Annotated in this window: 23 protein-coding genes, 1 pseudogene and 1 other annotated feature; of the genes and pseudogenes, 4 read left to right on the top strand and 20 right to left on the bottom strand. The window is 43.0% G+C overall.

The features are described 5' to 3' along the window. Positions 1-33: 33 nt before the first annotated feature. From BLR65_RS18625 to BLR65_RS18610, 4 genes are all read right to left on the bottom strand, one after another. Entirely contained in the window at positions 34-1,188 is a 1,155-nt protein-coding gene (locus BLR65_RS18625; protein WP_093795685.1) for a UxaA family hydrolase, read from the bottom strand. Positions 1,189-1,190: 2 nt separating this feature from the next. Next, the gene (locus BLR65_RS18620) at positions 1,191-1,472 is read right to left on the bottom strand and encodes a UxaA family hydrolase (RefSeq protein WP_093795684.1); all 282 of its coding nucleotides are present in this window, start codon (positions 1,470-1,472) and stop codon (positions 1,191-1,193) included. A gap of 1 nt (position 1,473) precedes the next feature. Continuing rightward, positions 1,474-1,920 (bottom strand): C-GCAxxG-C-C family protein, encoded by a 447-nt coding sequence (locus tag BLR65_RS18615; protein ID WP_093795683.1) that lies wholly within the window; start codon positions 1,918-1,920, stop codon positions 1,474-1,476. 345 nt (positions 1,921-2,265) lie between these two features. Then, positions 2,266-3,453: a beta/alpha barrel domain-containing protein gene (locus BLR65_RS18610; RefSeq protein WP_093795682.1), complete on the bottom strand. Its 1,188-nt coding sequence runs from the start codon at positions 3,451-3,453 to the stop codon at positions 2,266-2,268. A 367-nt stretch (positions 3,454-3,820) separates the two neighbouring features. Further along, positions 3,821-4,075: a binding site (T-box leader), on the top strand. A gap of 69 nt (positions 4,076-4,144) precedes the next feature. On the opposite strand from BLR65_RS18610, the gene BLR65_RS18605 reads away from it, so the two are divergent. Further along, entirely contained in the window at positions 4,145-6,676 is a 2,532-nt protein-coding gene (locus tag BLR65_RS18605) for an AMP-binding protein (RefSeq protein WP_093795681.1), read from the top strand. A 156-nt stretch (positions 6,677-6,832) separates the two neighbouring features. Next, the gene (locus BLR65_RS18600; protein WP_245692910.1) at positions 6,833-7,717 is read left to right on the top strand and encodes a DMT family transporter; all 885 of its coding nucleotides are present in this window, start codon (positions 6,833-6,835) and stop codon (positions 7,715-7,717) included. Positions 7,718-8,850: 1,133 nt separating this feature from the next. Here the strand turns inward: BLR65_RS18600 and BLR65_RS18595 are convergent. The 14 genes and pseudogenes from BLR65_RS18595 to BLR65_RS18535 form a co-directional block, all read right to left on the bottom strand. Next, positions 8,851-9,414 (bottom strand): flavodoxin family protein, encoded by a 564-nt coding sequence (locus tag BLR65_RS18595; protein ID WP_093795680.1) that lies wholly within the window; start codon positions 9,412-9,414, stop codon positions 8,851-8,853. A 318-nt stretch (positions 9,415-9,732) separates the two neighbouring features. Next, a complete protein-coding gene (locus BLR65_RS18590; protein ID WP_211285031.1) occupies positions 9,733-9,984 on the bottom strand; it encodes a hypothetical protein in 252 nt (83 codons plus the stop codon). A gap of 374 nt (positions 9,985-10,358) precedes the next feature. Then, positions 10,359-11,870, bottom strand: a complete 1,512-nt coding sequence (locus tag BLR65_RS18585; protein ID WP_093795679.1) for a methylenetetrahydrofolate reductase C-terminal domain-containing protein — start codon at positions 11,868-11,870, stop codon at positions 10,359-10,361. A 216-nt stretch (positions 11,871-12,086) separates the two neighbouring features. Further along, positions 12,087-12,368, bottom strand: a complete 282-nt coding sequence (locus BLR65_RS18580) for a transposase (protein WP_093795678.1) — start codon at positions 12,366-12,368, stop codon at positions 12,087-12,089. A gap of 18 nt (positions 12,369-12,386) precedes the next feature. Next, the gene (locus BLR65_RS31470) at positions 12,387-12,518 is read right to left on the bottom strand and encodes a hypothetical protein (protein WP_281241553.1); all 132 of its coding nucleotides are present in this window, start codon (positions 12,516-12,518) and stop codon (positions 12,387-12,389) included. Positions 12,519-12,565: 47 nt separating this feature from the next. Further along, a complete protein-coding gene (locus tag BLR65_RS18575) occupies positions 12,566-13,009 on the bottom strand; it encodes a hypothetical protein (protein ID WP_281241555.1) in 444 nt (147 codons plus the stop codon). Positions 13,010-13,290: 281 nt separating this feature from the next. Next, a complete protein-coding gene (locus BLR65_RS18570; RefSeq protein WP_093795676.1) occupies positions 13,291-15,795 on the bottom strand; it encodes an FAD-dependent oxidoreductase in 2,505 nt (834 codons plus the stop codon). Between the two features lie 21 nt (positions 15,796-15,816). Then, on the bottom strand, positions 15,817-16,755 hold the full coding sequence (locus BLR65_RS18565) for an electron transfer flavoprotein subunit alpha/FixB family protein (protein ID WP_093795675.1): 939 nt from the start codon (positions 16,753-16,755) through the stop codon (positions 15,817-15,819). 16 nt (positions 16,756-16,771) lie between these two features. Further along, positions 16,772-17,551: an electron transfer flavoprotein subunit beta/FixA family protein gene (locus BLR65_RS18560; protein ID WP_093795674.1), complete on the bottom strand. Its 780-nt coding sequence runs from the start codon at positions 17,549-17,551 to the stop codon at positions 16,772-16,774. 46 nt (positions 17,552-17,597) lie between these two features. Then, positions 17,598-18,734 carry an acyl-CoA dehydrogenase family protein gene (locus tag BLR65_RS18555; RefSeq protein ID WP_093795673.1) on the bottom strand — a complete coding sequence of 379 codons (1,137 nt, stop codon included), beginning with the start codon at positions 18,732-18,734 and terminating at the stop codon, positions 17,598-17,600. 625 nt (positions 18,735-19,359) lie between these two features. After that, positions 19,360-19,521, bottom strand: a pseudogene (locus BLR65_RS30535) (transposase); the annotation flags it as partial. Positions 19,522-19,730: 209 nt separating this feature from the next. Continuing rightward, positions 19,731-21,059: an FAD-binding oxidoreductase gene (locus BLR65_RS18545; RefSeq protein WP_093795671.1), complete on the bottom strand. Its 1,329-nt coding sequence runs from the start codon at positions 21,057-21,059 to the stop codon at positions 19,731-19,733. A 529-nt stretch (positions 21,060-21,588) separates the two neighbouring features. Then, the gene (locus BLR65_RS18540) at positions 21,589-21,825 is read right to left on the bottom strand and encodes a hypothetical protein (protein WP_093795670.1); all 237 of its coding nucleotides are present in this window, start codon (positions 21,823-21,825) and stop codon (positions 21,589-21,591) included. Positions 21,826-21,965: 140 nt separating this feature from the next. Next, positions 21,966-22,358: a plasmid pRiA4b ORF-3 family protein gene (locus tag BLR65_RS18535; RefSeq protein ID WP_093795669.1), complete on the bottom strand. Its 393-nt coding sequence runs from the start codon at positions 22,356-22,358 to the stop codon at positions 21,966-21,968. A 470-nt stretch (positions 22,359-22,828) separates the two neighbouring features. On the opposite strand from BLR65_RS18535, the gene BLR65_RS18525 reads away from it, so the two are divergent. Together BLR65_RS18525 and BLR65_RS18520 are read left to right on the top strand one after the other, a co-directional pair. After that, complete coding sequence (locus BLR65_RS18525; RefSeq protein ID WP_245692908.1) at positions 22,829-23,077, top strand: DUF1634 domain-containing protein; 249 nt, start codon at positions 22,829-22,831, stop codon at positions 23,075-23,077. Between the two features lie 9 nt (positions 23,078-23,086). Then, a complete protein-coding gene (locus tag BLR65_RS18520; protein ID WP_245692906.1) occupies positions 23,087-24,286 on the top strand; it encodes an LCP family protein in 1,200 nt (399 codons plus the stop codon). A 41-nt stretch (positions 24,287-24,327) separates the two neighbouring features. Here the strand turns inward: BLR65_RS18520 and BLR65_RS18515 are convergent, their stop codons facing one another. Next, positions 24,328-25,206 (bottom strand): AraC family transcriptional regulator, encoded by an 879-nt coding sequence (locus BLR65_RS18515; RefSeq protein WP_093795666.1) that lies wholly within the window; start codon positions 25,204-25,206, stop codon positions 24,328-24,330. Positions 25,207-25,217: 11 nt separating this feature from the next. Beyond that, the gene (locus tag BLR65_RS18510) at positions 25,218-26,378 is read right to left on the bottom strand and encodes a C45 family autoproteolytic acyltransferase/hydrolase (protein WP_218130646.1); all 1,161 of its coding nucleotides are present in this window, start codon (positions 26,376-26,378) and stop codon (positions 25,218-25,220) included. Between the last annotated feature and the right edge of the window lie 383 nt (positions 26,379-26,761).

Raw genomic sequence — 26,761 nt, 5'->3', positions numbered from 1 at the left:
ATCACCTTTCGCTAGTGTTAGTGGGAAACTATTTTAAGACTGCGGGAAAAGGCGGGTTAAAGCAAATTCGTCGTGTTTTAACACTTCTGTAGCGGTATACTGTCCGCGGGAAGCCCTCACAATTGCATCAATTATTCTGTCACCGGCTTGCTCCAAAGTTATCTCCCGGCTCATGATTCCACTAAGATTTACATCAATATTTTCCCCAGCTAAATGGCAAGCTTTAGGATTGGCGCAAAGCTTCAAAACCGGAGTAATCGGATTGCCCACATTATTGCCCTTACCGGTAGTAAAGACGGTCATGACTGCGCCTGCGGCCGCCATAGCAGTTACTAGATCTGCAGCCGCCGAAGACGTATTCATAAAATGCAGCCCTTTTTGTTTGGGTTCTTCGCAGGTATCCAGCACACCGACAATCGGTGACTTGCCTAATTTTTGAATATTTCCCAGTGCTTTTTCTTCAATCGTACTAATGCCACCGGCGATATTTCCCTGGTTAGGCTGTGATCCCAATAGATCCTCGCCTTTGGAGAAAATCAGGTCCAGGTAGTTTTTGAAAACTGCTAAAAACTTTTCTCCCAGCTCAGGCGTTGCAAAATGTTTTACCAAAATATGTTCCGCACCGGTTATTTCAGGAGTTTCGCCAAACATTACCGTAGCGCCTATTTTAATGAGCCGGTCACAGGCGACACCGGCGGCAGGATTTGCAGCCAGACCGGAAGTGGTGTCTGATTCACCGCATTTGTAGCCAATCACCAGGTCAGAAAGATCTGCTTCCACCTTTTCTAAGGCAGTGGCATATTGAACAAACTCTTTTGCCTTGCGGCATGCCATTTCAATGGTTTTAAAATCCCCATTGCCATCCGTCCAGAAAGCAGCTACCGGTTTACCGGTTTTAGCAATACCATCCGCCACTTTATTGGTCCAGTTCGGCTCAATTCCAACAACAATAACGGCGGCAACATTAGGGTTGGAACCGGTACCAATTAGGGTTCTAAAATGCAAATCAAGGTCAGCGCCAAACTGCATCCTCCCATAAGGATGATAAATGGATACCGTCCCGGCGATTGTATGGGAAACCGCCCGGCAAACCGTATAGGAAACCGCATCCAACGGCAGTATTAATACATGATTGCGAATTCCAATTCGCCCATTTTCCCGGCGATAGCCTAATATCTTGGTATTCATTTTTACCACCTCGCGCTCTTTAGATTATGTACATGGGCCCAGTCTCCCAAATTAATATTCTGGGTAGCCTTGCCAATTTTTTCACCATACTCGTAGACGAACTCACCTGCTGGAATGGTTTTAAGCGCAATCTTGTGTCCCAGAGGAATATCATAATTAGAGGTTATTGTTATATCTGTGTTTGTATCCAGATAAACTCCTATAACCGTTTCGCCGGCCTTAATGTCCTGTACCGCTACGCCAACCGTATCTGCCGCCCCATGAATCAGAATCTTATGCTCCATCTTAATCCTCCTTATGTAATGCCAACTGTTGCTCATTAATAAAGTTCATCAACAATTCGGCTGTTCCGCCGGTAATCTTGAGACAATTGCGCAAATGGTCCCTGCTGTCAAAAGGATGCTGATTTAAGATCCGGCAACAGGTCGCACCAAAATGCTCTTTGAAAAGCTCATGAAATTTTTGCGAATTATTATACACCGGCTCCCGGTTTTCTTCAGACCTAGCCCGCCCCTGCAGCATGCCTAAAACCATGACAGACCCTGCCAAGGCCCCGCATACACAGCCCGCGTGTCCAAATCCCCCACCAAATCCTGAAGCCATCCGCAATGCGTCGTCTGTAATAGGCAGGCCTAAAACATCCCGGAAAGCTCTTACAATAGCCTCTGTGCAATTGTATCCATCCTTGAAGTTTTGCCCTGCCATTTTCTTAACATTACCAGCATCAATCATTTAAATTGCCTCCTTTTCTCCACATATCACTCACATACCAATCCGTGACATTATGTTCTGCTAAGTTTACTTGTGCTCGTCCGGCATTCTGGAATACCATGTAATTTTAGAAAAACATTATATTGCGTTTATTGTTGGTTCATTTTCATTTTTAACAGCTTTGTTCCTCCTTCCAGACACAACTGCATCCTGGTATTCCCGCATGCAGTTGTGTTAATTTTACCATACATTTGAAAATAATGTCATTCTTTTTAACATTATGGCAATATAAAATGGTCTAACCATAAAGTCCAGAGCAGATTGCGTAATTGTGTCTCACCCATTTACCGGTCTGCCTGCACTGCCTTATAGATTTTTGAACAATTTTTCTCTGCCAAGTTTGACGGAAAATTCGCCATCATATTTGAAAACATCAGCCGTAGCATAGGTCTCGCTTAATGTTAAAGGCAAAAAGGAACCTGTGCCGACCACATTGATGGGAGTTTTTGCTTTGGCCATTATTTTACATTTTAACAAATCAAAGCCACTTGACACGACAATACTGACCTGTTTATAGCCTGCCTGATCCAATTTGTTACGGGTATTGATAATGTTTGCCGCCGAAACGCCTGTACCGAATAAAATTTTCCGGACCCTATCCTTGGTAATATCATCAGTTAAATCAAAGGTGTCTTCACCGATTACTGCCCGTACGGCCTGGTACTCACTATCAACATGCAGCCAATTACAAATGATTTCAACACTCTTGTTAAAGTCCAAGCCCTCGGCAAACCGGCCGCCGTGGGTATCCAATCTAACGCCCAGAGTTTTGGGTGAAAAATTCTGTGAATAAAACCATTCGGCAACGGCTAATGAATCTGTTATTTCTTTGCCGTAGTAATCCACCAGCGCAACAATATTATAATCTTCCGGATTTGCCTCCATGAACATTTTGGTTGCCTCTACGGTGCTGCCGGCATAGCCGACAAGCGCATGCGGTATCGTACCCACTCCTTGCTTGGTTCCATACATTTCTGCCGTTAAATCCTGTGATGTACCGATAAAGCCCTTGCAGCCATGGAGTTTTGCCAATTTGCTGCCCACACCTGCCCCATAAGCGGCAAGATAACTCATATCGTCACCGGTGGAATGCCGGGGGTGCATATCCATAAAAGGAACCTTGGGTAAACTCAGGCACATATGATAGGCATTATAGGCAGATAAACACGGAAAACCCACGTTGCGCAGCAGCAAGGTCTCGATTTCCACAAGTTCTTCAAACGGCGCCGTGTACGTAAAAAGAACTTCTTCGGAGCGAACCATTGCTCCTTCCTCATGTAATCGTTGTATGGTAACCGACGGCACATTACGGTCTAAAAATGTTAAAGCCGGTTCAATGGCACAGATACAGTCACGCCGTAAAAATACGCCATATGTGACCTCTTTTGAGCCAAACATGTTGATAACATTAAATGTTTTGCTGAAATACTTGTCCGTTCTTTCCTTAATCTCCTCACGGTTGTATGTTCGATAGCTTCCCTTTCCTGATAACATTGTTTTCCTCTCCTATACATTGTAATACCTCCGGGCTGTACCCGCTAAGGCTGTTATACGGAAATATACTCACTCTACTATGTTGATTTCGGGTTGATAATTTTCTAACCTGTATTGAGACATTATCGAGTGATTCGACAATAATCCTTTTTCTCCTTCCATTATATTACAACATTAAGGCGTTTATCCAAAAAAATAATCAAGTACTGTTAAAAATCAAAATCCTTGTTCATTTTTACACTATACCTTCTGGATATTTTTGTTAATCAACCTACGCGTATATGCCTTGACAATTTGTTAAGATTTGCTAAAATATCTTGACAAATGTTGCAAATGTTGGTAAATTATAAGCAATTTTAATAACCAGTAAAATGCGTTGATAGGGAAAAAACACTGCGGCCTGACGCTCCAGAGAGCTGTTGGTTGGCTGAGAAACAGTGCGCAGCGCAGTTGTGATACTCACCCTTGAGCAGTCGGCTGAAAACTGAGGCGAGTAGGCGGGAACGGTTTTCTCACCGTTATCAGGGAACCGGCATTACTCTTTGCAAGGAATGCCGCAGAGTGGATATGTTGCATATCAACAAGAGTGGTACCACGGAAGTTTTACACTTTCGTCTCTTAGCAGAAATGCTTGGAGATGAAAGTTTTTTTATTACCCTGATCAACGATAAAAATTTATGAGGAGATTGAAATGAAACTTGCTTTTTCTACCATTGGTTGCCCCAATTTTAGTTGGACTGATCTCTATTCAATGGCCAAAGATCTTGGTTTTGACGGCATAGAAGTCCGCGGACTGGGAAATGAAATTTTCCCTGCACGCGCCCATCCTTTTACCGCAGCCCAAATCCCGCAAACGGTCAAGAAGCTCGCCGATTTGCATCTCGAAATTCCTTGCCTCTCTTCCGCTTGTTGCTTGAAATTTGCCGATAAAGCCGAGGAAATCTACCAAGAGCTTGTGCAGTATATTGAGCTTGCCGCCAAGCTTTCCACGCCTTATGTCCGCGTGCTGGGCGATCTAGGACCCCAGCCCACCGGCGATGTCGATGACAGCGTTGTACTTGACGCACTAAAGCGCCTAATTCCTATTGCCGAAGAAAAGCACGTAACCTTATTGGTGGAAACCAATGGTGTTTATGCGGATACAGCCCGCCTGGGCCAACTGCTTAACCAGGCGGCCAGCGACGCGGTGTCCGCCCTGTGGGATATCCATCATCCCTACCGCTTTGCCGGTGAGACCCCCGAACAAACCGTACAAAATCTTGGTGCTTATGTTAAATATGTACATATAAAGGATTCTGTCGTGGAAAGTGGCACAATCCACTACCGGGTAATGGGTGAAGGGGATTTACCCATTGACAGCATCCTGTGGGCGCTGAATTCGATTAACTATGACGGCTATCTTTCACTGGAATGGATCAACCGCTGGGCAGCCGACCTTGATGATGCCGGGGTAATCTTCTCAAATTTTATCAATTATATGAGCGGTTTTACCGGCAAATATACGGCTAAAAGCCGTTTGTTTGACAATAACGCCCAAACCGGCAAATACGTCTGGGAAAAAGATACCCTCATCGACTTGACCTTTCCTCAGGTACTTGATCGTATGGTTACTGAATTCCCTGATCAATATGCTTTCCGGTATACCACAATGGACTATACCCGAACGTATGCGGAATTTCGCGATGATGTCGATACCTTCGCCCGCTCGCTCATTGCACTGGGAGTTAAGCCGGGTGATCATGTTGCCATTTGGGCAACTAATATTCCCCAGTGGTTCATTACTTTTTGGGCAACAACCAAAATCGGTGCCGTACTGATCACAGTCAATACAGCGTACAAGATTTATGAAGCGGAGTATCTCCTCCGGCAGTCAGATACGCATACGCTTGTCATGATCGACGGCTACAAGGACTCAAACTATGTGGCTATTATCAAAGAACTCTGTCCGGAGCTTGAGACCGCCGAAACGGATAAACCACTGCACATAAAACGCCTGCCCTTCCTGCGCAATATCATTACGGTTGATTCAAGACAAAAAGGCTGCCTAACCTGGCAGGATGCTTTGTCTATGGCCAATAAAATCCCCCTGGAAGAAGTGTATCGCCGCGAGCGTTCTCTTAACAAGCATGATGTATGCAACATGCAGTATACCTCGGGAACAACCGGCTTTCCGAAAGGCGTCATGCTGACTCACTATAATGTAGTGAACAATGGCAAAAACATTGGCGATTGCATGGATCTTTCTACCGCCGACCGCATGCTGATCCATGTGCCGATGTTCCACTGTTTCGGCATGGTGCTTGCTATGACTGCTGCTATGACCCATGGCGTCACCATGTCTCCGCTACCTTATTTTTCGCCAAAGCTTTCACTGGCGTGCATCAATCAGGAGAAAATAACCTGCTTTCACGGAGTCCCCACAATGTTTATTGCGATGATGGAGCATCAGGATTTCCCGCAGACAGATTTTTCCTCTATGAGGACAGGTATTATGGCAGGCAGTCCGTGCCCAACCAAGGTAATGCAGGATGTTGTGGAAAAAATGAACATGACTGAAATTACCATTGTGTTCGGACAAACGGAATCTGCCCCCGGCTGCACGCAAAGCCGCGTAGATGATTCTATTGCTTTGCGGGTTACTACGGTAGGCCGGCCGCTGCCTGGCGTTGAGTGCAAGATTGTGGACCCCGAAACCGGCAAGGATTTACCGGACAATGTGGATGGCGAATTCCTGGCCCGCGGCTACAATATCATGAAAGGCTATTACAAAATGCCGGAAGCCACGGCAGCAGCGATTGACAGGGACGGCTGGCTTCATACCGGCGACTTGGCCAGGCGCAGCGAAGATGGCTGCTACAAAATTACCGGCCGCATTAAGGATATGATCATCCGGGGTGGTGAGAACATCTATCCGAAAGAAATTGAGGATTTTATCTATACACATCCCCAAGTCAAGGACGTACAGGTAATTGGCGTGCCTGACAAGCAGTATGGCGAGGAAATTATGGCCTGCGTGATCCTGAAAGAGGGAGCGGCACTAACGGCGGAAGAGCTCAAAGATTATATCCGTTCCCATATCGCCAAGCATAAAACCCCGCACTATATCGATTTCGTTACTGAATTTCCCATGAATGCCGCCGGCAAAATCATGAAATATAAAATGCGCGAACAGGCAGTCATAAAACTGGGTCTGCAGGCAGATAACCAAATTGAGACTGCCTAACAGGGATTATTAAATATCGATTTGTCTTTCCGCCGAGCATGCCTTGCAATGTCACAGCTTCCTATTGACGCCGGAATCAGGCTGAAGTATATTGAAATAACAGCTAAAGATCCTGCCTAACGGAAAACTTGGCAAGTTATAAAAGGGTGTGTTATTTTGAATTATTTAGGGCAAAGCGGACTGTCCAGCCGTTTACAAGGGATAATTTTATTGGTAATAACGGCTGTGCTTTGGAGCACCAGCGGTTTTGGCATCAAGTGGATTGACTGGCATCCGCTGGCGATAGCCGGTGCCAGGAGCGCTTTTGCCGCCGTTGTTATCGGGATTGCTTTTCGCCGTACCAAACTCTGCTGGAATTGGATATTGGTTGGCGGCGGAATAGCGTATGCGGTTATGGTCATATCCTTTGTCGTAGCCAGTAAGCTGACAACTGCCGCCAACGCAATTTTATTGCAATACACCTGTCCGATCTTTGTTGCCATTTTGGGAGTGTTCTTTTTAAACGAGCGGCCCAGTCGCTATGATTGGCTAACCATCGTCCTGACAGGTACCGGTATGATACTTTTCTTTCAGGATCAGATGTCAGAAGGCGGTTTTATCGGTAACCTTCTGGCGATAGGCAGCGGCGTAGCGATGGCCGTAATGGCTGTATGTATGCGCCAGCAAAAAGACGGGGCCCCCTTTGGCGCCGCCTTATTGGGCAATGTTCTTACTTTTGTCTGCGGATTACCCTTCATGTTTGCTGATTCGCCCGGAACGGAAGGCTGGCTGGCTCTGCTCGCGCTAGGTTGTGTTCAGCTTGGCCTGGCCTATGTCTTATACTCGATCGCCATAAAGCTGGTAAGTGCCCTGGAAGCTTCGATTATCACGATGATCGAACCTATTCTTAATCCGTTATGGGTTTTTCTCCTTATAGGTGAAGGTCCGGGATTCTGGGCGCTCATTGGTGGCGGCGTTATTCTAACGGCGATTACAATTCGCTATGTAGTTCCAGCCTTAAAGCCGCTGAATGCAATGGTACAGGGACATTCTAACAAATAATTAAGTGGTTGGCAGGAACGGCCTGTTTATTAACCAGCCCATATGCCCACATAGAAAAAACAAGGCAACGAGATTTTCTCGGCCTTGTTTTTTTATAAGCGTGTTAGCTTACATCATCGGCTCAAGTTTCAGATATATTCATCATTGACTGTCAATTGATCAACCAGAAAAAAGCATTTGACAATTACATGCTTGCAAGTGTTACTGTTCTTGTATTTACTTAGTTATTTTTTTCACAATTTTCACACTAGGATTGACGTAAAGGTAACTGTACACAAAAAAAGGATATACCACATAGGTTGAGGTACTGGCTCCGACTGTCAGTATCTCAACCTGTGCTGCAATAACTTCTGAATCAATTACAAGGTTAGAGGGTAAGGTACTGCCGGCTCCTAACGCCAGTAATTTTGACTACTTATTTACCAGAATCAAAGAAACATAGTTAACGGTTTCTTTATCCTGGAGTTTCCTCAGCGCTGACTCTGATCGTTACTAGCCAACTTAAGACCAATAACACGGTGTAAGTAGCGGCTCGAATAATCTATGAATTTCTTTTGAGCCTCAATGAACATAGGAAGATGAACAATCGACGTAATGCGAAAAATTTGCGAATCCATTCCTCCCTTTTGTTATTACTCTCATATACTTCGTACCCGGGATAATAAGCATATTTAAGTTAGTTAAATTATACACAAACTATATTTCACTGAACTTTCTCTAACCATAACAAATACAAAACAAACGATAAAAGTTAGCTGTTATTTGTCTTAATCAATCCTTACTCAAGCTTGCATTTAGCTAAACAGAATCATAATGTAAAATTATTTTATGTAAGAAGCAATAATAGCAACCCGGCCAGTCATTGACTATTGCCCCAGCCTTTGCTAAGATATGGACAGCATCGTTCAAGTATAGCCCATACTGTTAGATCAGTTACTGGCCTGAAAGTAAACTTACTTGGGGCAGTACCAGCGAAGCTGTCACTAGGGGCAAAGTAAATGGAATTATATGAAGATAGTACAATTCAGTACGATTCAATTACTGGCAGACTCAGAACCTAACCCTATTAGGGTAGTTCCAGCATCCGTGTCATGTGCTGAAAAGTAATTATCATATTCTATCGAACATGATAATTAGCTAGAGTGTAAATCATTTAATTTTAACGCAAGTTCATGAGCTTTACTTAAAGCCGATATATCTTCCTCAGCAGATACATCATTGGTGCGGAGAGTGTATGTGCTACCAATTAGTTTTGTGTTTGTATGTCTGAAAATAATGTTTGCACTCTCTGTTGGACGTTCTAATTTTTTTGTATCGCCACCTGCGGAAAGTATTAACACACCATTTTTTTCTTTGAGCTTAAATTCTTTATTTTTACGTATACATCTTGAAACGTAAAACAGCTGTAATCTGCTAGCGAAATTTAGAAGTTGTCCTGTAAGTTCAGAGAAATATAGAGGCGATGCTAATATTATATTGTCAACTTCATTCAGAAGCTGATATACCTCTTGCATACCATCATCTATACAACATTCATTGTTATTCCAGCAATATCTACAATCCATACAGGGGCTTATGTTATCATGATAAGTATGAATAATCCTTATTTCTCCGTTAAGATATTTTAGCATTTCGTTCACTAAGGTCATTGCATGTCCGTTTTTTCTTGGCGAACCATTAATAACTAATGTTTTCATTTATAAACTCCTCATCACAAATTATTAGTCTACATTATGTTTTATAAAATGTGAAGCTTACTCATTTCAGCAATAACTTTATATAAAGTTGGCTTTGTAATTTCAAACATGCTGTATAAATCCCATATTTATCATTTCAAAAACTTAGACCAAATGGTGGAGCTTAGTATTGTAGCTACACCGGTATTTATTGTGGTACTTCCAGTACATCTGGAGAAGCTCAGACCCCTATATAGTTTTCATACCAATCTTTCCGTCGTGAAAAAAGTTTTAAAAATAGCACTAATCCGCTGTCGCGGTGGTTCCTCCAAGGTACTATTATAGTTTTCTTGCCTTGATTACAAAAGTTAAAGGAAGCATCTTTGCTTTTTTTGCAAAATCGCTGTTATCATCCCGCGATTGCATCATTTCATCATCAGATTGCTCAATCAGTTGCTCAATGACAAATCCCGCTTTGGCCAACGCATTCACATAGGTTGATAGTTTACGGTCAGATAAGGTTAGCACACCTTCGTCAAGAGATACTGAATACCAAGATTCATCAAAATAACACTTGTTAAAAGCAAGCATATTATTTTCTGCAACAACACATTTGTGTATAGGATGAGACCAACTGAAAATAAATACGCCGTCTTTTTTTAGGTAAGAAGCGATCCGGCAAAAAGTACCCTCAAGGTCGGGATGAGTCAGGTGACGGTTCTCTGACTCACTGTTAGCCTACCACATGGGGATGAGTCAGGTGACGGTTCTCTGACTCACTGTTAGCCTACCACATGCAGGCGAGAACGGTGGTATTGTCTTCCTTTCCCTGTGTTCTCCACCTAGGTTACAAAAATAGTGACTACTGAAAAGCCACGGGGACGGTGGTTGATATCTCCCTGCATAAAGATACAGCGGGAATCTTGTTCGATATCTTGTAACGAATCCAAATTTCCCGTATAAGATTAGTCTTTATTATGATTGTAATCCCGGTCATTGAAATAGTTGAGCCAAGAAGATGTCCGGTATAGTTCCCAGTTGCAGGGCGGCATATATTTCTCCTTCATACGCTCTTCCCGGCCAGTCCCCTTAAACCCCTCATACATTCTTACATAAATGCACTTCCGTTTGCCGGGATAGACCTCGCACCACCCGTCGCGGCTACCGCCGCAGGCGCCGTTGCGTTGCTGCTTGGGGCACTGGGACATGGGACAAATGAAGCCAAGTTCATGCATGGCACAATCGCCGCAGAAGCGGCATTCGTTCGTCATGGTCTTAGTAATGTATTCAGCCATAGTGAACGGCTGTTTCAGCCAAGATTTATCGATGTAGCCGGCGATGGCCCTGTTTACAGGATGCAGGGGAGCCTTCTGATCAAATGCCAACGCGTGCACCTTGTCCATCAGCGACTGCTTCAGCGAGGAACGGCCCGGGGTTGTCCGGCTCCGATCGACAGGTTGACAGGTATTCAGCCCGGTTGCCGCATCCTTTTCAAAGAAATAAAAGCCGTCGGCCTGGGGATGATTAAATTCAGCCGCTGCGATATCCTGCCAGTTGGCACTTAATTCTTCCCCTTTTTCCATAATAAATCGCACATCGTCATAACCGAGGCCGTGACCGCCGATATTGACGCCGTCATACTGCAAGCCTTTCAACACGGCGTACTGTCTGGCTGCCCGGAGCAGTTGCAGTTCCTTTTTATTGCTGTCGACGGCTTCTTCTTCCAGCCGGGCTAGCAGGGAATCCGTCACCACGCAACCGGGAATCAGGTTTTTGTTCATCAGTCTGGCCACCGGCAGCGACAGAACAAAGATATTGCCGATTAATGGCACCGCCAGATTGTTTAGCGTGACATATTTTTTCACCTCATCAAACTTGCGGGCGTCATAGCCCAATTGAGTGATGATAAACCCGGCGCTACTGGCGACCTTTTTGTGGAGTTTATAATACTGGGCCATTGTTTCGGCTTCGGTGGATTTGAACGGGGAAACAACGGCACCGGCAAAAAAATGCGTGGGCGTCAGTTTGCTATAGGTGCTGTCGTTCATTTTCGCAATCAGCCTGAGAGCATGCACCGCGTCAAAGTCAAAAACCGGCTTGGCATTACCGGCATAGCCCTGAACCGGATAATCACCGGTCATCACCAGCAGATTTTCAATGTCGGCTCTGTCCAGAGCGTACAATTCGCTTTCCAAGGCATTTCTGTTTCTGTCTTTAGTAGTAAAGTGAACGAGCGGATCTATCCCGAGACGCTTGGCCTCCACAGCCATGGCATAAGCGGTAATCGCCGATTTTCCGCTCGGATTGTCCGTAATAGTCACAGCATTAATGCGGGCATCTTTGGCAGCCAGTTCAGCCATTCTGACCAGATGTTCCTGCGCCTTTTCCCGCGCGCCCCGGCCGGGCACCAGTTCCCAGGTTACCGACAGTTGCGTAGGCTCAGCCAGTGCGGCCTTAAGAGAAAGTTTTGCCGTCATGTTATTACCTCCGCTATCGATATAATAAAACAAATGCATTTTCTTTATTATCTCATTTAGTAAATAAAAAAAAACCGGGGACAGGCACGTTGTTTCAAAAGTATTAAATCTGCCATGAAACAAGGAACCTGTCCCGTTTTTTTAACGCCATCAATAGGTAAGTCAAGAACCGTCAGACTGTGTAAAAACACCTTGGTATTTACTGCTAAAAATGATTTAAAACCTAATATTTATAGCTCGCCTAAGGTTATAGGCCAAAAAGGACAAAGAAATCTCCCCAATGACCGATAGCTTTCGTTTGGTCAGAAAGTAGTAAGCTTCCCAGCCACGTTTTATTGTGCCAAAAACGTGTTCTATGATCATTTGCCTTAACTGATATTTTTCCTTGTTAATTTCAGTCTGCAAGTCGATAGTATCTAAAAAATCCTGATCGACATGACGACAAATGATACGTTTTAGTACAGCGCTCCTTATATTGGCAGGAACCACAGGCTTCATAATTTCTGTACTCGTAGCCTATGACGCCTCGTTTTTTACTGGTTCGTTTTCTGGCATAATAAAGTTCTTTGCCAGCCGGACATAGGTATGCTTTCTTTTCGGCATCATAACGAAATCTATCCGTATAAAATTCTCTGTCGCCAGTTCCATTTGCTTTCGCTTCCTTCTTCGCAATGACTCCTTTTGTAAAAGCTTCCCTAGTATACAGCAAATTTAACCTCAGGATGAAAAGCTCTCCCCCAAAAACGTTCCACCTGCATATACTGACCTTCGGCAATCAACTTACGTATTAACGTACTACTGACAATAGTTTTATTAATTAAAACAAATTCTGAAATCTCCGTTTTAAATCTGTAAAGCTTCTCGAATGCTACAAGTGTTTTAGGCGATCCCCGCCCTTTATAACCGAAAGAGAAATTCGGTCCAACTACAATAACTTCGGGATTTATGTTATCACAAAGCAATTTTATAAATTTTTCAGGTGCTATTGTTGATAATTGCTGAGTAAATGGTATATTCATCAAAATGTCAATATGTAATTCTTTAATCAGTTTTATTTTTTCACTTTGACTATTAATCTTTTGTGGGCAATGACTGGGATTAGTAATTGAAGTCGGATGATTGCTAAACGTAAAAACTATGCTAGATATGAGATTATTTTCTTACTAAACACTATAAAAAAATTTAAAATACAATACTAATATCCTCAATTTTCTCTTTTTAAAATCTAGGCAGCATACCCAAACATGCAAAAATACTTGTGCTTAATTTGCATTTTTGCACGTAATTGCATTTTTGCACATCATCGGATTGTTCATCTCACCGCGTTTTAGCACATTTAGCTAATGAAAGAAGAGGTACTACATAACTATTGCTCCTATTACGTTTTCGAGTAATAGTAGATTCGTCAACACCCAGTTTTTTAGCAGCTAATTTTGCCGTACCATAGCGTACCATAGAATGATATCGCTTCTTCGATGATTCGTCCCTCAATTTTACTAACAGTCTCTTTCAGTGATTCCCCTGGGGTCCACAGAACAACCGCTTCTTCTTGGCTTTTCTCATTATCGTTAGACAACTTACTGCTTAACGATCCCAATAATTTATGCTCGCTGGCTACCTGCGTGGAAAGATGCCTGGGTTCAATAATATCTTCCTTTGTTAAAATCACAAGCCTTTCCACTACATTTATGATCTCACGGATATTCCCCGGCCACTCATAGTTTAAAAGAACCTCCAGGGTTTCTGATGAAAAAACTTTAGAACATTTATACTTTTGATTATTTTGCTCTAAAAAATAGGCTAATAATGGAACTATATCTTCTTTCCGCTCACGTAGAGCGGGAATCGTGACTGGAATTACATTGAGTCGAAAATATAAATCACGTCGGAATCGCCCTCCGGCGACCAACTGCTCCAGGTTTTGATTAGTAGCCGCTAATACACGAACATCAGCTTCGACAATTTTAGTCCCACCGACACGATAAAATTTCTTCTCTTGCAAAACATTTAATAGTTTTGCCTGCAGCGACAAAGGCATATCGCCGATCTCATCAAGGAGGATTGTCCCTTTTTCCGCAATCTCAAACAGCCCAACCTTTGCTTTTTTTGCACCAGTAAAAGCTCCAGCCTCATATCCAAACAATTCCGACTCCAGCAACGCCTCTGGAATAGCACTGCAATTAATATGAACAAAACTACCCGTACTATTTCGTTCACTTATTGCATGAATATACTTGGCAAGAGCAGTCTTGCCAACACCAGATTCTCCCAATATAAGCAAAGGCAAATCGGTATCTGCCACTTTTTTTACAAGCTCATATACATCCCCCATTATCCGACTACGATTTAGTTCCAAATTCAAGCTGCTTTCCGAAGCAATCTTAGCATTAAATTCGTGCTGATAATGTTTGGCAATCGCCTCTGCAGACCTAAGTTTTTCGTGTAAATTCTCAAGTTCAGTAATATCACGTACATTGGAAAGCACGCGAATAATATTACCCTGCTTATCACAAAGAAGTTTGCTTGAGATTACTGTTTCTTTACCATGTGGAAATTTCACTACTGAACTCTCGTCTCGCCTTCGTTCAATAGCATGCATCATAGAGCATTCGGGCAGAAGGTCTTGTTTACTCAAATCATATACCGTCTTCCCAATAACATCCTCCTCCGTTAGACCAGAAACCATAGAGAATGCGTGATTTATCGCCCGTACTGTCCCGTCACCGTTCGTAATGATAACTCCGTCGTAGGAGTTATCAATAAATGGCTGGAGCCTTATGAGAGAGTCCTCAACTTCACACCAAAGATGGATGAGATTGCGATATTCGTCAACATTTTTAAATAACAGATATATGTACTCTTCCTGTTTTGGGTCCGGAATAATATCCATTAATACCTTGACATCTTGTGATGTTTTCACCAATCTGGCTTTAACTTTTCCATTAAGCCAATCATTTCGAAACCAGGGATAAATCTTATAAAATGTTTGACCTGTTACCAGTTCAAGAAAATAACTTTTAGCCTTTTCGTTCATGGCATGAATACAACCATTTCTATCTATATAAACGAAGCCAAGTTCTGGTACTAAGTGAGCTCCGTATTCAATTGTCGTACCATCTTTGATAAGTGGGTAAATCGCAGGATGCAACTTGTATTCCTGTAACAAATCGTGGATTTTTTTACCGCTTCGTGCCAGTTCTTCTGGATTTAAAACAAGTCCCAGAGAAATACTGTCTTTGTTGGTATAGAAAAATCCTCCTCCAGTCACTCCGGCAGACGCGCCCAGAGCTACCCGGGCAACACCTTCCTCTTCACCCAGATTGAATCTGTTTTGAATAACATCCGGTGGCAATTGAATGATTTCTTTTGCGCCGACTCCCACCGTATGAGCTGCAATATCTGAAAGTAAACCAGCCTTTTGTGCAATAAAAGAATTTACGCCATCAGCAGCAATTACTACATCAGCATACATCTCATCGCCACCGGCTTTTATACCGACAATTTTTCCATCGGCTTCAATAAGCTCATCCACTAAAATGCCAGCGGTAAACATAGCTCCCTGAGCTTCTGCTTGCCCAGCAAACCATTCATCAAAAGGAGCCCGTAAAACAGTATATGATTGCGGTACGTTTTCTCCAAACTCATAATTAACATAATCGATTGTTATACCGCTTGTACTGCTCAGCATCATGATTTGCTCACGAACTACTTTGCGTTCCAATGGAGCTTGGGCAAAAAGACCCGGTTCCACCATTTCAAGCGCATAGGTATACACTCGCCCGCCAGTGACATTTTTACTGCCTGCGGTATCACCTCGTTCAACAAGCAATACGCTTTTTCCCGCCTTGGCAAGCACATATGCACAGGCACTGCCGGCTGGCCCTGCCCCAATTATAATAGCATCAAAACGTTCCTCAACACTCACTTAACCTTCCCCTTTTCAAAGTTATTTGACCGCTTGTTTTATAGCCTCGGTCAAAAGCGGGGAAATTTCATACAGGTCACCCACAATACCATAATCAGCGGCTTCAAAGATGGGAGCGTTCTCATTCATATCAATTGCCACAATGATTTTTGAGTCTCGAATACCCGAAACATGCTGAACTTGACCCGAAATACCAAGTGATATATAGAGACTTGGCTTAATTTTTTGTCCAGATAAGCCAATATATCGATCATTAGGAAGCCAATGGTAATCTTCAGCAATGCCTCGCGTACAACCGATTTCTGCACCGAGGGCAACGGCAAGATCTTCGACCAGTCTCATATCTTCCTGTTTTGCTAGGCCACGTCCCACACAAACCAGTTTATCGGCGATTGAAATATCAGCACCTTCCCTGATAATCGGGCATACATTGCTTACACTCACTCGATCATCGGTTTTCACGTCCATTGTTACTATTTCGCCAGTTCGATTCGGATCTGGTGAAATAGCTTCATATGTTCTTGCCGGAATGGTAACTATAGCCGGTGCAGTAAGTATTTCGGTACATATGGCTAAACCTCCATACATAATTCTGTCGGTCTCAATCGCTCCGTCAGCAATTCGTACTGCAAAAGCTTCCGTAACAAGCCCGGTCTTAATTATGGCAGCAACCTTAGCTGCGAGATCTTTACCCCGTTGCGTGGCACCAATAAAAACAGCTTCAGGGCGCTCCTGCTTTGCCAAATCTGCCAATGACTGTGCGTAACTTTCCGGCCACTGACTGTTGCCCTGCAAAGAAACTACTTTATCCGCCCCCGACGCAATAAGGGAGGTTGCACTTTCGCCATTCAGCGTAAAGGCGCATAACTGAGTCTGCATATTATCAGCTAAATTTCTTCCTAGCGCAAGCAGTTGCTGTGTAATAGTAACATCTTCTGAATAAACCCAAATAGCTGGCATGTTATTTCCCCCTTCCTTACAGTACGCCTTCTTGGGCAAGATTACCGACAAGACTGGCTACCCTTTCCGCAGCTGTCCCGGCTTTATAAATTACATTTTTGCGACTCATGACATAGCCTTTAATCGCCTTAACGTTGTTTTTTGCTGTTAACTCATCTTCGGATAGTTCCAGTTCACTCAGCTTATACTCAAACACCGGTTTCTTGGTAGCTCCGAGCACTTCTTTCAAACTGGGAATTCGCGGTTTATTAATCTCTGGTAATACACTTATCAAAACTGGGAATTCTACGGTTGCTACTTCAGTACAATTTCCTACCTTACGGGTAGCAACAACCTTATTGCCTTCTATTTTGATCTCACTAACATAAGTAACGGCAGGAATACCAAGGATTGCAGCTATACGCGGCCCAACTTGTTGAGCATAGGTATCTCCTGCGCCTTCACCGCAAAGTATAACATCATAAGAACCAGCTTTGCGGACAGCAGCAGCCAATACATTCGCCGTAACATACGCGTCGGATTTAGCAGCCAATTCATCATTTACGAATATGGCTTTTCCCGGACCGCGCGACAAAGCATCCTTTAGTGACTGTTTGGCGCCTGCATTACCAAAGGTGAGGGCCGTTACGCTACCACCATTTTTTTGATTGAGTAGTACAGCCTCTTCTATGGCATTGCGATCGTATTCACTAATTTTATATTTGGCCTTGCTAAAGTCAAGTGCCATCGTGGATGGATTAAGCTTTATATCTTGCTCATCTGGCACCCATTTATAACAAGCTATAATGTTGGGCATAACAAGTCCCCTTTCGTGTTTTTATAACTAATTCTCAAAAAGTACATTATCTCAAGGTCATACCTGAAATAACCATTCTTTGCACTTCTGAGGTGCCCTCATAAATCTCTGTAATTTTTGCATCCCGCATGAGACGTTCTACTTTGGCACCGCGAATATAACCATAACCGCCATTAATTTGAACAGCTTTGATAGAATGTTTCATGGCAGTTTCGGCAGCAAACAGCTTTGCCGCAGCAGCTTCCAAGCTGAAAGGTTGTCCGCTGTCGCACAGCGCTGCAGCATTATGCACCAGTAATCTTGCTGCCAAAACATCCTTAGCCATATCTGCAATCATCCATTGGATAGCCTGATTAGCAGCAATTGGGCGGCCAAACTGCTTACGTTCTTTTGAATAACGCACTGATTCATCTAAACAAGCTTGGGCAATACCCACAGCTTGTGCCGCAATGCCAATACGTCCGCCATCCAACGTAGCCATAGCAACTTTAAATCCTTGACCGATTTTACCCAGTAAGTTTTCTTTGGGAACTTTGCAGTTCTTAAAAATCAGCTCTGTAGTATGAGAACCTCTTACTCCCATCTTATCTTCATGTTTGCCAACTGTGTATGGCGATTCATTCTTTTCTACAATAAACGCGCTGATGCCCTTGGTACCTTCACCTGGCCCGGTTTTAGCCATGACAATCATTACGCCAGCTCCATCGCCGTTTGTAATGAAAGTTTTAGTCCCATTAATAACATAATGGTCGCCTTCCAAAACTGCCGTTGTGGCTAGCGCACCAGCATCTGAACCGGCGCCTGCTTCCGTCAATGCAAATCCGCCAAGCGCCTTATAGCCGGCAAGCATTGGTAGGAATTTAGCTTTTTGCTCTGGAGTCCCGAACTTGAGTATCGGCGCTTGCGCCAATGTATGAACGGCAAGAACGACCGCCGTTGAAGCGCATACCTTAGCTATTTCTTCAATTACAAGCGCATAGCTCACGTAATCAGCACCACCACCACCATACTCGGCAGGAGTAGGAATACCTGTCAGTTCAAGTTCCGCCAAACGATTCCTTGCTACAGTCGGAAACTCCCCGTCACGGTCAATGCGCTCAGCAAGCGGTGCTACTTCATTAATGGCAAACTCCCGTGCCATTGATTGAATAAGTCTTTGTTCTTCTGTCAGTTCAAATCCCATTTTTAAATCCTCCTTAGTCCACTAAATGCATTTTTAATCTAACGCCAACGCCGAAACTTTCAATATAAACTGTCTCAACCTCAAAGGCCTACATATTGCTTACCGTCTGTGGCATTGTGATGATTAAGCCAGTCTAATATCCAGCAACCCCGTTAGCAACCTGGATACAGAGATTACCTTTTCCCCCTTTACTCAATTTATTGTTATTTAATTGCAAATTCCATGCCATAATTAAAGCCAATTGTTCAAAATAGAACAATTGGCTTTAATTATGCTTTGATAAAATTATAATATTGCTTCTTTATGCTCTTATTTATATATTAAAAGCTCACAAAAATTTATTGCAGAATTGCGTATAAATTCTTTAAAATCCTGGAACTACAACACTTATTTTGACTTCTTAAAACTGAATTCTTTATCCCCTATAAAAAGCTACAAATGTTTAAGGCGTTTACTTCTAAAAATAAAATAAAGTGAAACACTATGTTCTTTAAATTAATTCTGGACTAAATACTAAGTATCCACCCACATGCAAAAACGCAGGTATATAATCTGCATTTTTGCATACATCCGTATTTTTGCACATTTTAGTCATACAACCACCACTTCAAGTGGTGGCTTGTTATTAGCCCTGTAAGGCCTGATTACTTGCTACGCCTAAAAGGCGGGTATCGCAAGCATTGATTTTTTCCATTATCTGCGATATTGTTTCGTTACCTTCGTTTACCAAAAGATGAACATGATTATCCATTAGGCAGTAGGCATATATTGAATAGTTTTTCCCCTGTTGTTTCTCCGCGGCATCTTTTTTTCACTCTTCATCAATTATTTTTGGTTTAAGGTGCGACAGCGAGTCGATATGCCCCGTCCCCTCTTTGATAGACAGTTAAAACGCATGGTATACTGAAAATCAGAGAGGGGACGGGGCAAACTTAGTACAACTGTAATATAACTTTCGGTTTAATATCAAACATCCCGTAGGCGCGTCCATGCTTTTTATAACGAGGGTTTTATGCTTTGCGGAAAGCTGAAGATATTATGGGGATCATATTCTTGCTTGATATGCATTAGTCTTCGTATATGCTCTCCGTAATAATTACACTCATAATTCGGTGTTTGATTATAGGGGAAATTAACATACGCCCCCCTGGTAATAGTATATATATAGTTGAAGCCTGCCTTCACCCATTCTTCGTGTACCGGAGCTTCTTCTTTGCTTTCCCAGGAGGTTGTGATTGCCATTATATAGTTTGCATGCCTGTAAAAGAAGGCTGTCGCATTTGTTTCTGTGTCTCTAATTGCTCCGCCCAGCGAGTAAACCCGAATAGAGGAATTTCTGTCTGAAGGCGCATTATCTATAATATAGATAAGATTCTCCAATTCGTCTTGCCGTAAATGCTCATACACAAATCTTCCCACCTGCTGAAAAGCTTCCCGCTTAGGATAGTCCGCTCCTATCATTTTTATGGCATCAATAAAAGGAACACTTTCGATATATTCAAGGGTTAGTCTAGGTATATAAAGAAGAGGCGCCAAGATTTGTCTAGCTTCATGTGGACTCCCGTAAAAGAATGCATTCATCCAGGCTCCCAGCTTATAGATCCCGCCAAAAGCACTGAGCCGACGATCCAGGCAAAGCAGCCAATCTTGCCATATTCGTAAGAATTGGATTCTGGCCGGAATATTATTATCCCATCTCAGTCTAATCAAGGTTATTTGGTTTACTTGCTTCAGCAACTTAAATTTATAGCTTGTTACAACGCCAAAATTGCCACCGCCCGCGCCCCGCAATGCCCAGAAAAGCTCTGGATTACAATAGTGATTTACCGTTAACTGATTTCCACAGGCATCAACCATTTCAGCTTCTATAAGGCTGTCTGTCGTCAACCCCAAATAACGGGTAGACAACCCTATACCGCCTCCCAAAACTAACCCGGATATGGCTACCGTCGGACAAGTCCCTCCCGGGAAAGCATATCCGCATTGGTAAAGCCTTTCGTACAAGGGCAATAATCTCGTTCCTGCCTGTATCTCGACGGTGTCGTCAGCGGTGTCTACTATCATGCCATTCATACAGGTAATGTCTATAACCAATTTATTTGTACCGGTTGAGTATCCTTCGTAATTATGACCTCCCGATCGAACCCGCAATTTAATGTCATGTTCCCTTGACCAAAGTATAGCGTTGGCTACATCGCATGGATTAAAGCAATATATGATAGCGGCAGGATATGCGTCTATCGCTTCGTTATATTCTTGCCTGGCTAAGTTATATTCGGGATCTCCTGGTGTCACAACCTTTCCTGTTAGGCCGTTGTAGTTCATTTTATCACCTTCCCAATTAACTTCTCTTGAATTATTTTATGTTAATTAAGTACTCGCGGTTACTAGAGGACAATAGGAGACATCAGACTGTGCGAAAATAGTCATATTCTCAAGTGGTTATGGGAGCAAACAGGGACGGTTATTGTGAAAGTAAACTTTCATCAGTTCTGCTGTGCCAATCATTGTCATGGCTGTTCTAACTTGCTATTCACTATTCTCTAGTATACGGTTTATCCTAGATTCACTGATTCCTCCAAAAAGCCGGCCAATTTGTTTTAACGTAATCGACGAACTTTTTCTTATCTCTTTGATAACCTCATTCCTTTGTTCTGTATTTTCGAATAGGTAAGTCAAGAAGAACGAAATCGCTCAGTCGCGATGGCTAAAGATTTTTCAACAAAAGAATAAAAAATAGTAGAAGCCACGTAGAAGCCACGGGGACGGTGGTTGCGTCTTCATTTAAGACATTTCCACCGTCCCCGTGACTCTTCCCCGTGGCTCTTCTAAATTTATAGTAAATCTGCAATGTTTATTTCAATGCTCTCAACTTCCTACTGTATCGTTCCTCGTTATAAACTTCATTATTTTTCATTACTTCATATATTTCCTCAAGAAGAATAGCGGCAATTTTTTCTTTGGCGATTTTCTCGGTGTAGCCCAATTTTTTTAATCTTTCCAGTGTCATTTTTGTAATTGGTGGATTATTCTCTCTAAGCTGATTATTAACAGCCTCCAAAATAGTCATTTTTAAATGCTGATTGGTCATATTATCATCACCTACTATTTATTTCCTCATAGTCGCCATGTTTCCGCTCCTGTAAACGCCTCCATCTACGACAGTCAAAGTGCCCCACCACCAGTTCATAAAACATTGAACCGTGCCATGCAAGGTCCTTTTCAGTTTGCTTAATACTGTTCTGGGGCTCCTCCATGCGTTTCAATAATAACTGGCTTTAAAACGGTAGTATCAGTTTCTAAAATTTTTTCTACTTGAACCGAAAACGTCCATTCATCGCCAAAGTCATACAAATATAAAAATTTTTGCTTAATTGCCATGTTCAGACTTCCTATTTTAATTTTATCTGCATACGGTCCCTCGTCATTGTATGGACTCCAATAGGCCTCTCCCTGCCATGGCTTTCCTTGCATAAAAAATGCGTATAAATGGTCATCATCAAACTCATAGGCGTCTAGTATTACTTTATGCAAATCATGCAAAGTATGTCTGGAAGATATCTGAATGCGCCGCCAAATTCCTCTCTTTAAAAGTACTTTAACAACATATATCGTTTCACTCATATTTTCACCCTTTCACATTTTGAAAACAAAAAACCGTTTACCTTACAGTATTTTACTTCAATCTTATTAATCCTCCTGGGAAACAATTTAGTAAATTTTCTATAATAAAAACGCCTAAGGCAGCTTAACCGACAAACTTCCAGCTGCTTTAGGCGTTTTTCATATTCAATCTCCACATTATTCTCTTAACTTCTGGACACAATTATTGGGATACTTAGATCTTCATGTAAAGGAAAAAAACTCGGGGACAGGCACGTTGTTTCATAAAATCAAAAAACACAAAAGCCACAGGGACGGTGGGAATGTCTTCATTTAAGGGGTGTCGCAGGGATGGAGTTGCTGACATTCAAAAAAGCAAAGGGATGTTCTCTTTACTTCCCCTTTGCTTGCATTATATGATTAGCCTTCAAACAGAAACACGGGGACCGGTTTAGTATTTCAAAAAACGATATACCTGTCCCCGTGTTTTGTTGAGCGGCAATGGCAGTGGTTATCCAGAAGAATCCTATCCCACTACGCTTAGAGATATTGTCGCAGGAACTTTGCAATTGAAATCTTTTGCAATTATATCAACAGAGCTAATTCTATTGATATTCACTCCTATTATGCGGGTAGGTGTGTCCATTGTGGCTTTCCTGCAAGAAAAAGACTGGATATATGTAGGTATCTCATCAGTTGTCTTTTTAATCCTTGTGGGCAGTTTCATTTTTGGAAAATGATGTGGTCTTTTGTTTACAAACAAGACTATCCCCAGCCGAAGAGCAAATCATCGTCTATGGAAAGGTCGTGCAGTTCTTCTAGTAGCAGTTTTCCTTTTAATTGTTACGGGAATTACGTATGCAATCTTTGACAGAGATAGTAGCAAAATTGTATCTGGATTAACAACTCCTTTAAAAGGGAAGATTAATATTTTAATTCTTGGTACAGATGAACGCGCAGAGGATCTGGGACGCTCAGATACCACCTTGGTAGCTACAATTGATACTGTTAAAAAAAAAGTAACAATGCTATCAATACCGCGTGATACTCGTGTAAAAATTCCTGGGCATGGCTGGGATAAAATTAATCATGCCTATGCTTTTGGTAGATCTAAACTTTCCAAAACATCTGTCGAGAATTTACTAGGAATAAAAATCGACTACACTATTGTAGTAAACATTAACGGATTTGTCCGCATAATTGACGCTATTGGCGGAGTTACAATTGACGTTGACAAACGAATGAAGTATGCCGATCCCTATGACGACAACGGAGGATTATATATAGACCTTAAACCAGGAATCCAACGGTTGAATGGCAAAACGGCAATTGAATATGTTCGTTACCGGGACGAAGAAGGAGATATCGGTCATGTAGCCCGGCAACAAAAGTTTTTAAAGGCACTACTACAGGAATTTACTAAACCACAACTTATTACAAAGCTTCCGGATCTTGTTAAACGAATATCTACTGCCGCAAGGACGGACATGCCTACAAATGCAATGCTTAAATTAATTCCTGTCGTAAGTGACGTTGCAAAATCGGGACTAGCAACTGAATGGGTATCAGGAACGCCTATTTGGATACAAGACGTGAGTTACTGGTTGCCGGATATTAAAAAACTGAGAGATAAGGTTGCTCAAATACAAGGGATTACAGTAGGCGAAAAATATACACAAGATACCGAGCGCTTGGCAAACGAATATAAACAATCTGTACCAAAGGAAATAAAAGTAAAGGACGTTCCGTCGGTTGTTCAAAAAAGTCTACCAAAGCAATCTGTTGGTACCACAAAAGCTACTTTGAATTCTAATAAACCCAAAGCTGAAGATATCCAGACAAATGGAAAAAATAATTCTGAGACAAAGACAAGTTCAACAGTTGCTGGTCATAATCCTACGATAGATGGATTGGCTCCAAAAAATACAGAAACTGTCAAGAAAGGTTAATAGATGAGTACTCACATAAGCAAGCAAAGTTATCTGTTTACTCAGCAAATAGGAATATAAAGCTCGATTTGGGAGTCGGGATGGCCATAGCCCAAAAATCGTTCGTCGTAAAGCTCAAAATCTTCGCGGCAGTCCACTTTTTCTTGTGTGTTTAAAAACCATGTTCCCCAAATATAGTCAAAGGTCTCTTTCAAAAGTGCAAGACTGCCTTTATGGGTAAACACTGCATACCGCCCAGCTTGCAGCGTTTTGGCGACAAAAGCCTCCGATAGACCGGAAAATCCGTTTACCTCGACTGCAACCACCTCAGAAAATAGCACATTGTCACTCATACTGTAGATACTGTTGCCCTCGTTACAAGCTTCACAGATGCCAAAACCACGACCACCGGCTTTCCGGTTAGGAATGGCATCCACCAACGCATTGAATTGCGTCCATAGCTGTGGCAGTATATTATCGCGCAAGGTAGTTTGCCCGCGCAGTCCCGCAACCTGTATATCCGGCAATTCCACTATCTTAGGGTGAACCGTAATATTTTGTACCCGGTGACGCAATAATTTTGGTTCTAACCTTTCCTTGGCACTTATAAATAAATCAAGCCGGTTTTTGCGATAAAGACTTGGACTCACCTGATAAACAGCCTTAAATGCCCGGCTGAACGCTTCGCTGGAAGCAAAACCGTTCTCCATGGCAATGTCGATAATACGTTCATTGGTATACAGCAGTTTTTTCGCGCCGTCGGCAAGCCGACGCCTTTTAATATAGCTGCCTACATTCTCCCCCAATATCGCAGAAAACTGCCGGGTAAGATGATAGTAGGAGTAGCCCGCAGCACGGGCTACATCCTCCACCGTGATATCTTCCCCCAAATGATTTTCAATATAAATAATCGCATTTTCCAACGCTTGTATGTAATCCATAACACCTGTCCTTATGATTTCACCGTTGTGTCCAGAGGAATGTATACTGCGATTTCTGGATTGAATTGGTCGAAACTAATTTCAATTTCTTTTGCTTCGGGGTTAAGAGGCTCCTGGATGTTGTATTTATGCCATCCATTATCACGACGTCCCCCCCAGCATAATTCTAGTGTACCACAAGCGGGATCTATCACCATGCTTTTTGTCGTGCCGAAAAATTCATTGAAAAAATAGCAGCAAAGACCATCCGGATATTTCGCGAGCAGCATAGCCTTTAAGTCTTCGCTTGTTATGTCGTCTGCGCCATCCAACCTTTGCCGTATCCACTTATAGCGCTGCACGGAATGCCGCATGGCCCTTGGTTCATAGGAAATCATTTCCGGCAGGACCGGATGGTTAGTCGTACATAAGTACGCTTCATCCCCCTCTGCGCCGATTCGTTTCGTCGCCCGCTGACCATCCAGTGTTTCAACAAGCGCCACATTTCCGGCCTTGTCCAGCAACATAAGGTTCAGATTATATGCGATCGGCATATCAGCCATAAAAGCCAGCGCTTCATTGACATCCCGGCAATTTTCCAGCAACGTACGAACGACCGCCCAAAATTGCAGGCCAACCACTTTCGGTTTGCGCATATATTGAAGCGGCCCCACAGGAAAACCGCAAGAAGTCACGGTGACGGCAAGCCCGCATTCATTAAAGCCGTCATCCCGCCCAAATTGCAGTACACTAGTGCCAAGATGAGTATACTTGCCGGTTACACTGGTTTTAACCAGTGTAAAATCCTCCGCTTCATGACTGAATTCATAATTGCGGGCAAGCAGCGGCCTGCCGCTTTTCGTCATAGACGGCAGCACGGCAATTTGGCTGCAATTTGGCCGCAGATAGGTCATGCCGTAGTAGACGACTTGTGCCAGAGGCAGCCCTATCGCTTCAACAAAACCTTGAAGCTCCTCATTTAACCCAGGACACCACCGGTCAAACAGCGCCGCCGCTTTTTTCACTTCAGCATTGTCTAATTCCCGTAAACCCGCTGCTTGAAGTTTTTTCAGCGATGGCATGGACGCCATTTTCCTCCCCATTTCCGCACCAATCTCATAATTACTGCCGACAAGCGCTATCGTACGCGTTTCTATTTTCATAGCTATAACCATTCCTTTCGCTTCGCTCAAGGCACAAAACGGAATGAAATCCGTTCGCCTGAAGCGATTTTTTTGTATCCTTACTATATAGGGATACCAGCATACTACAAATCACGCGGAGGTGAGTGGGTTGCCTCAATTATGTGGTGACCGCATAGCTATATGTGTTGATTGCCTTTTCAAGGTCGCAGTAGGTGGCAGATTACTCTGTTTCCCCTGCACAGATCCCGGCGTGAAGTTTTCCCTCACCGGGCTCCTCAGGAATACTCGCTTCCGTATTCAGGCGTTAGATATTCAGCGCTAGCTGCCGACTCTCAGTAATGCGTGGTTTTGGCACTCGAAAGCGTTCCCACAGCTTGTTGAACGCTTCCCAGTCGAGGCTTTTCCGTTGACTCCTACGATTTAACCATTTA

This window comes from Sporomusa acidovorans (genome assembly GCF_900101845.1).
Taxonomy (GTDB): domain Bacteria; phylum Bacillota; class Negativicutes; order Sporomusales; family Sporomusaceae; genus Sporomusa; species Sporomusa acidovorans.
Note: the sequence above shows the minus strand (reverse complement) of the source record. Positions and strands in the feature narration are given on the sequence as shown.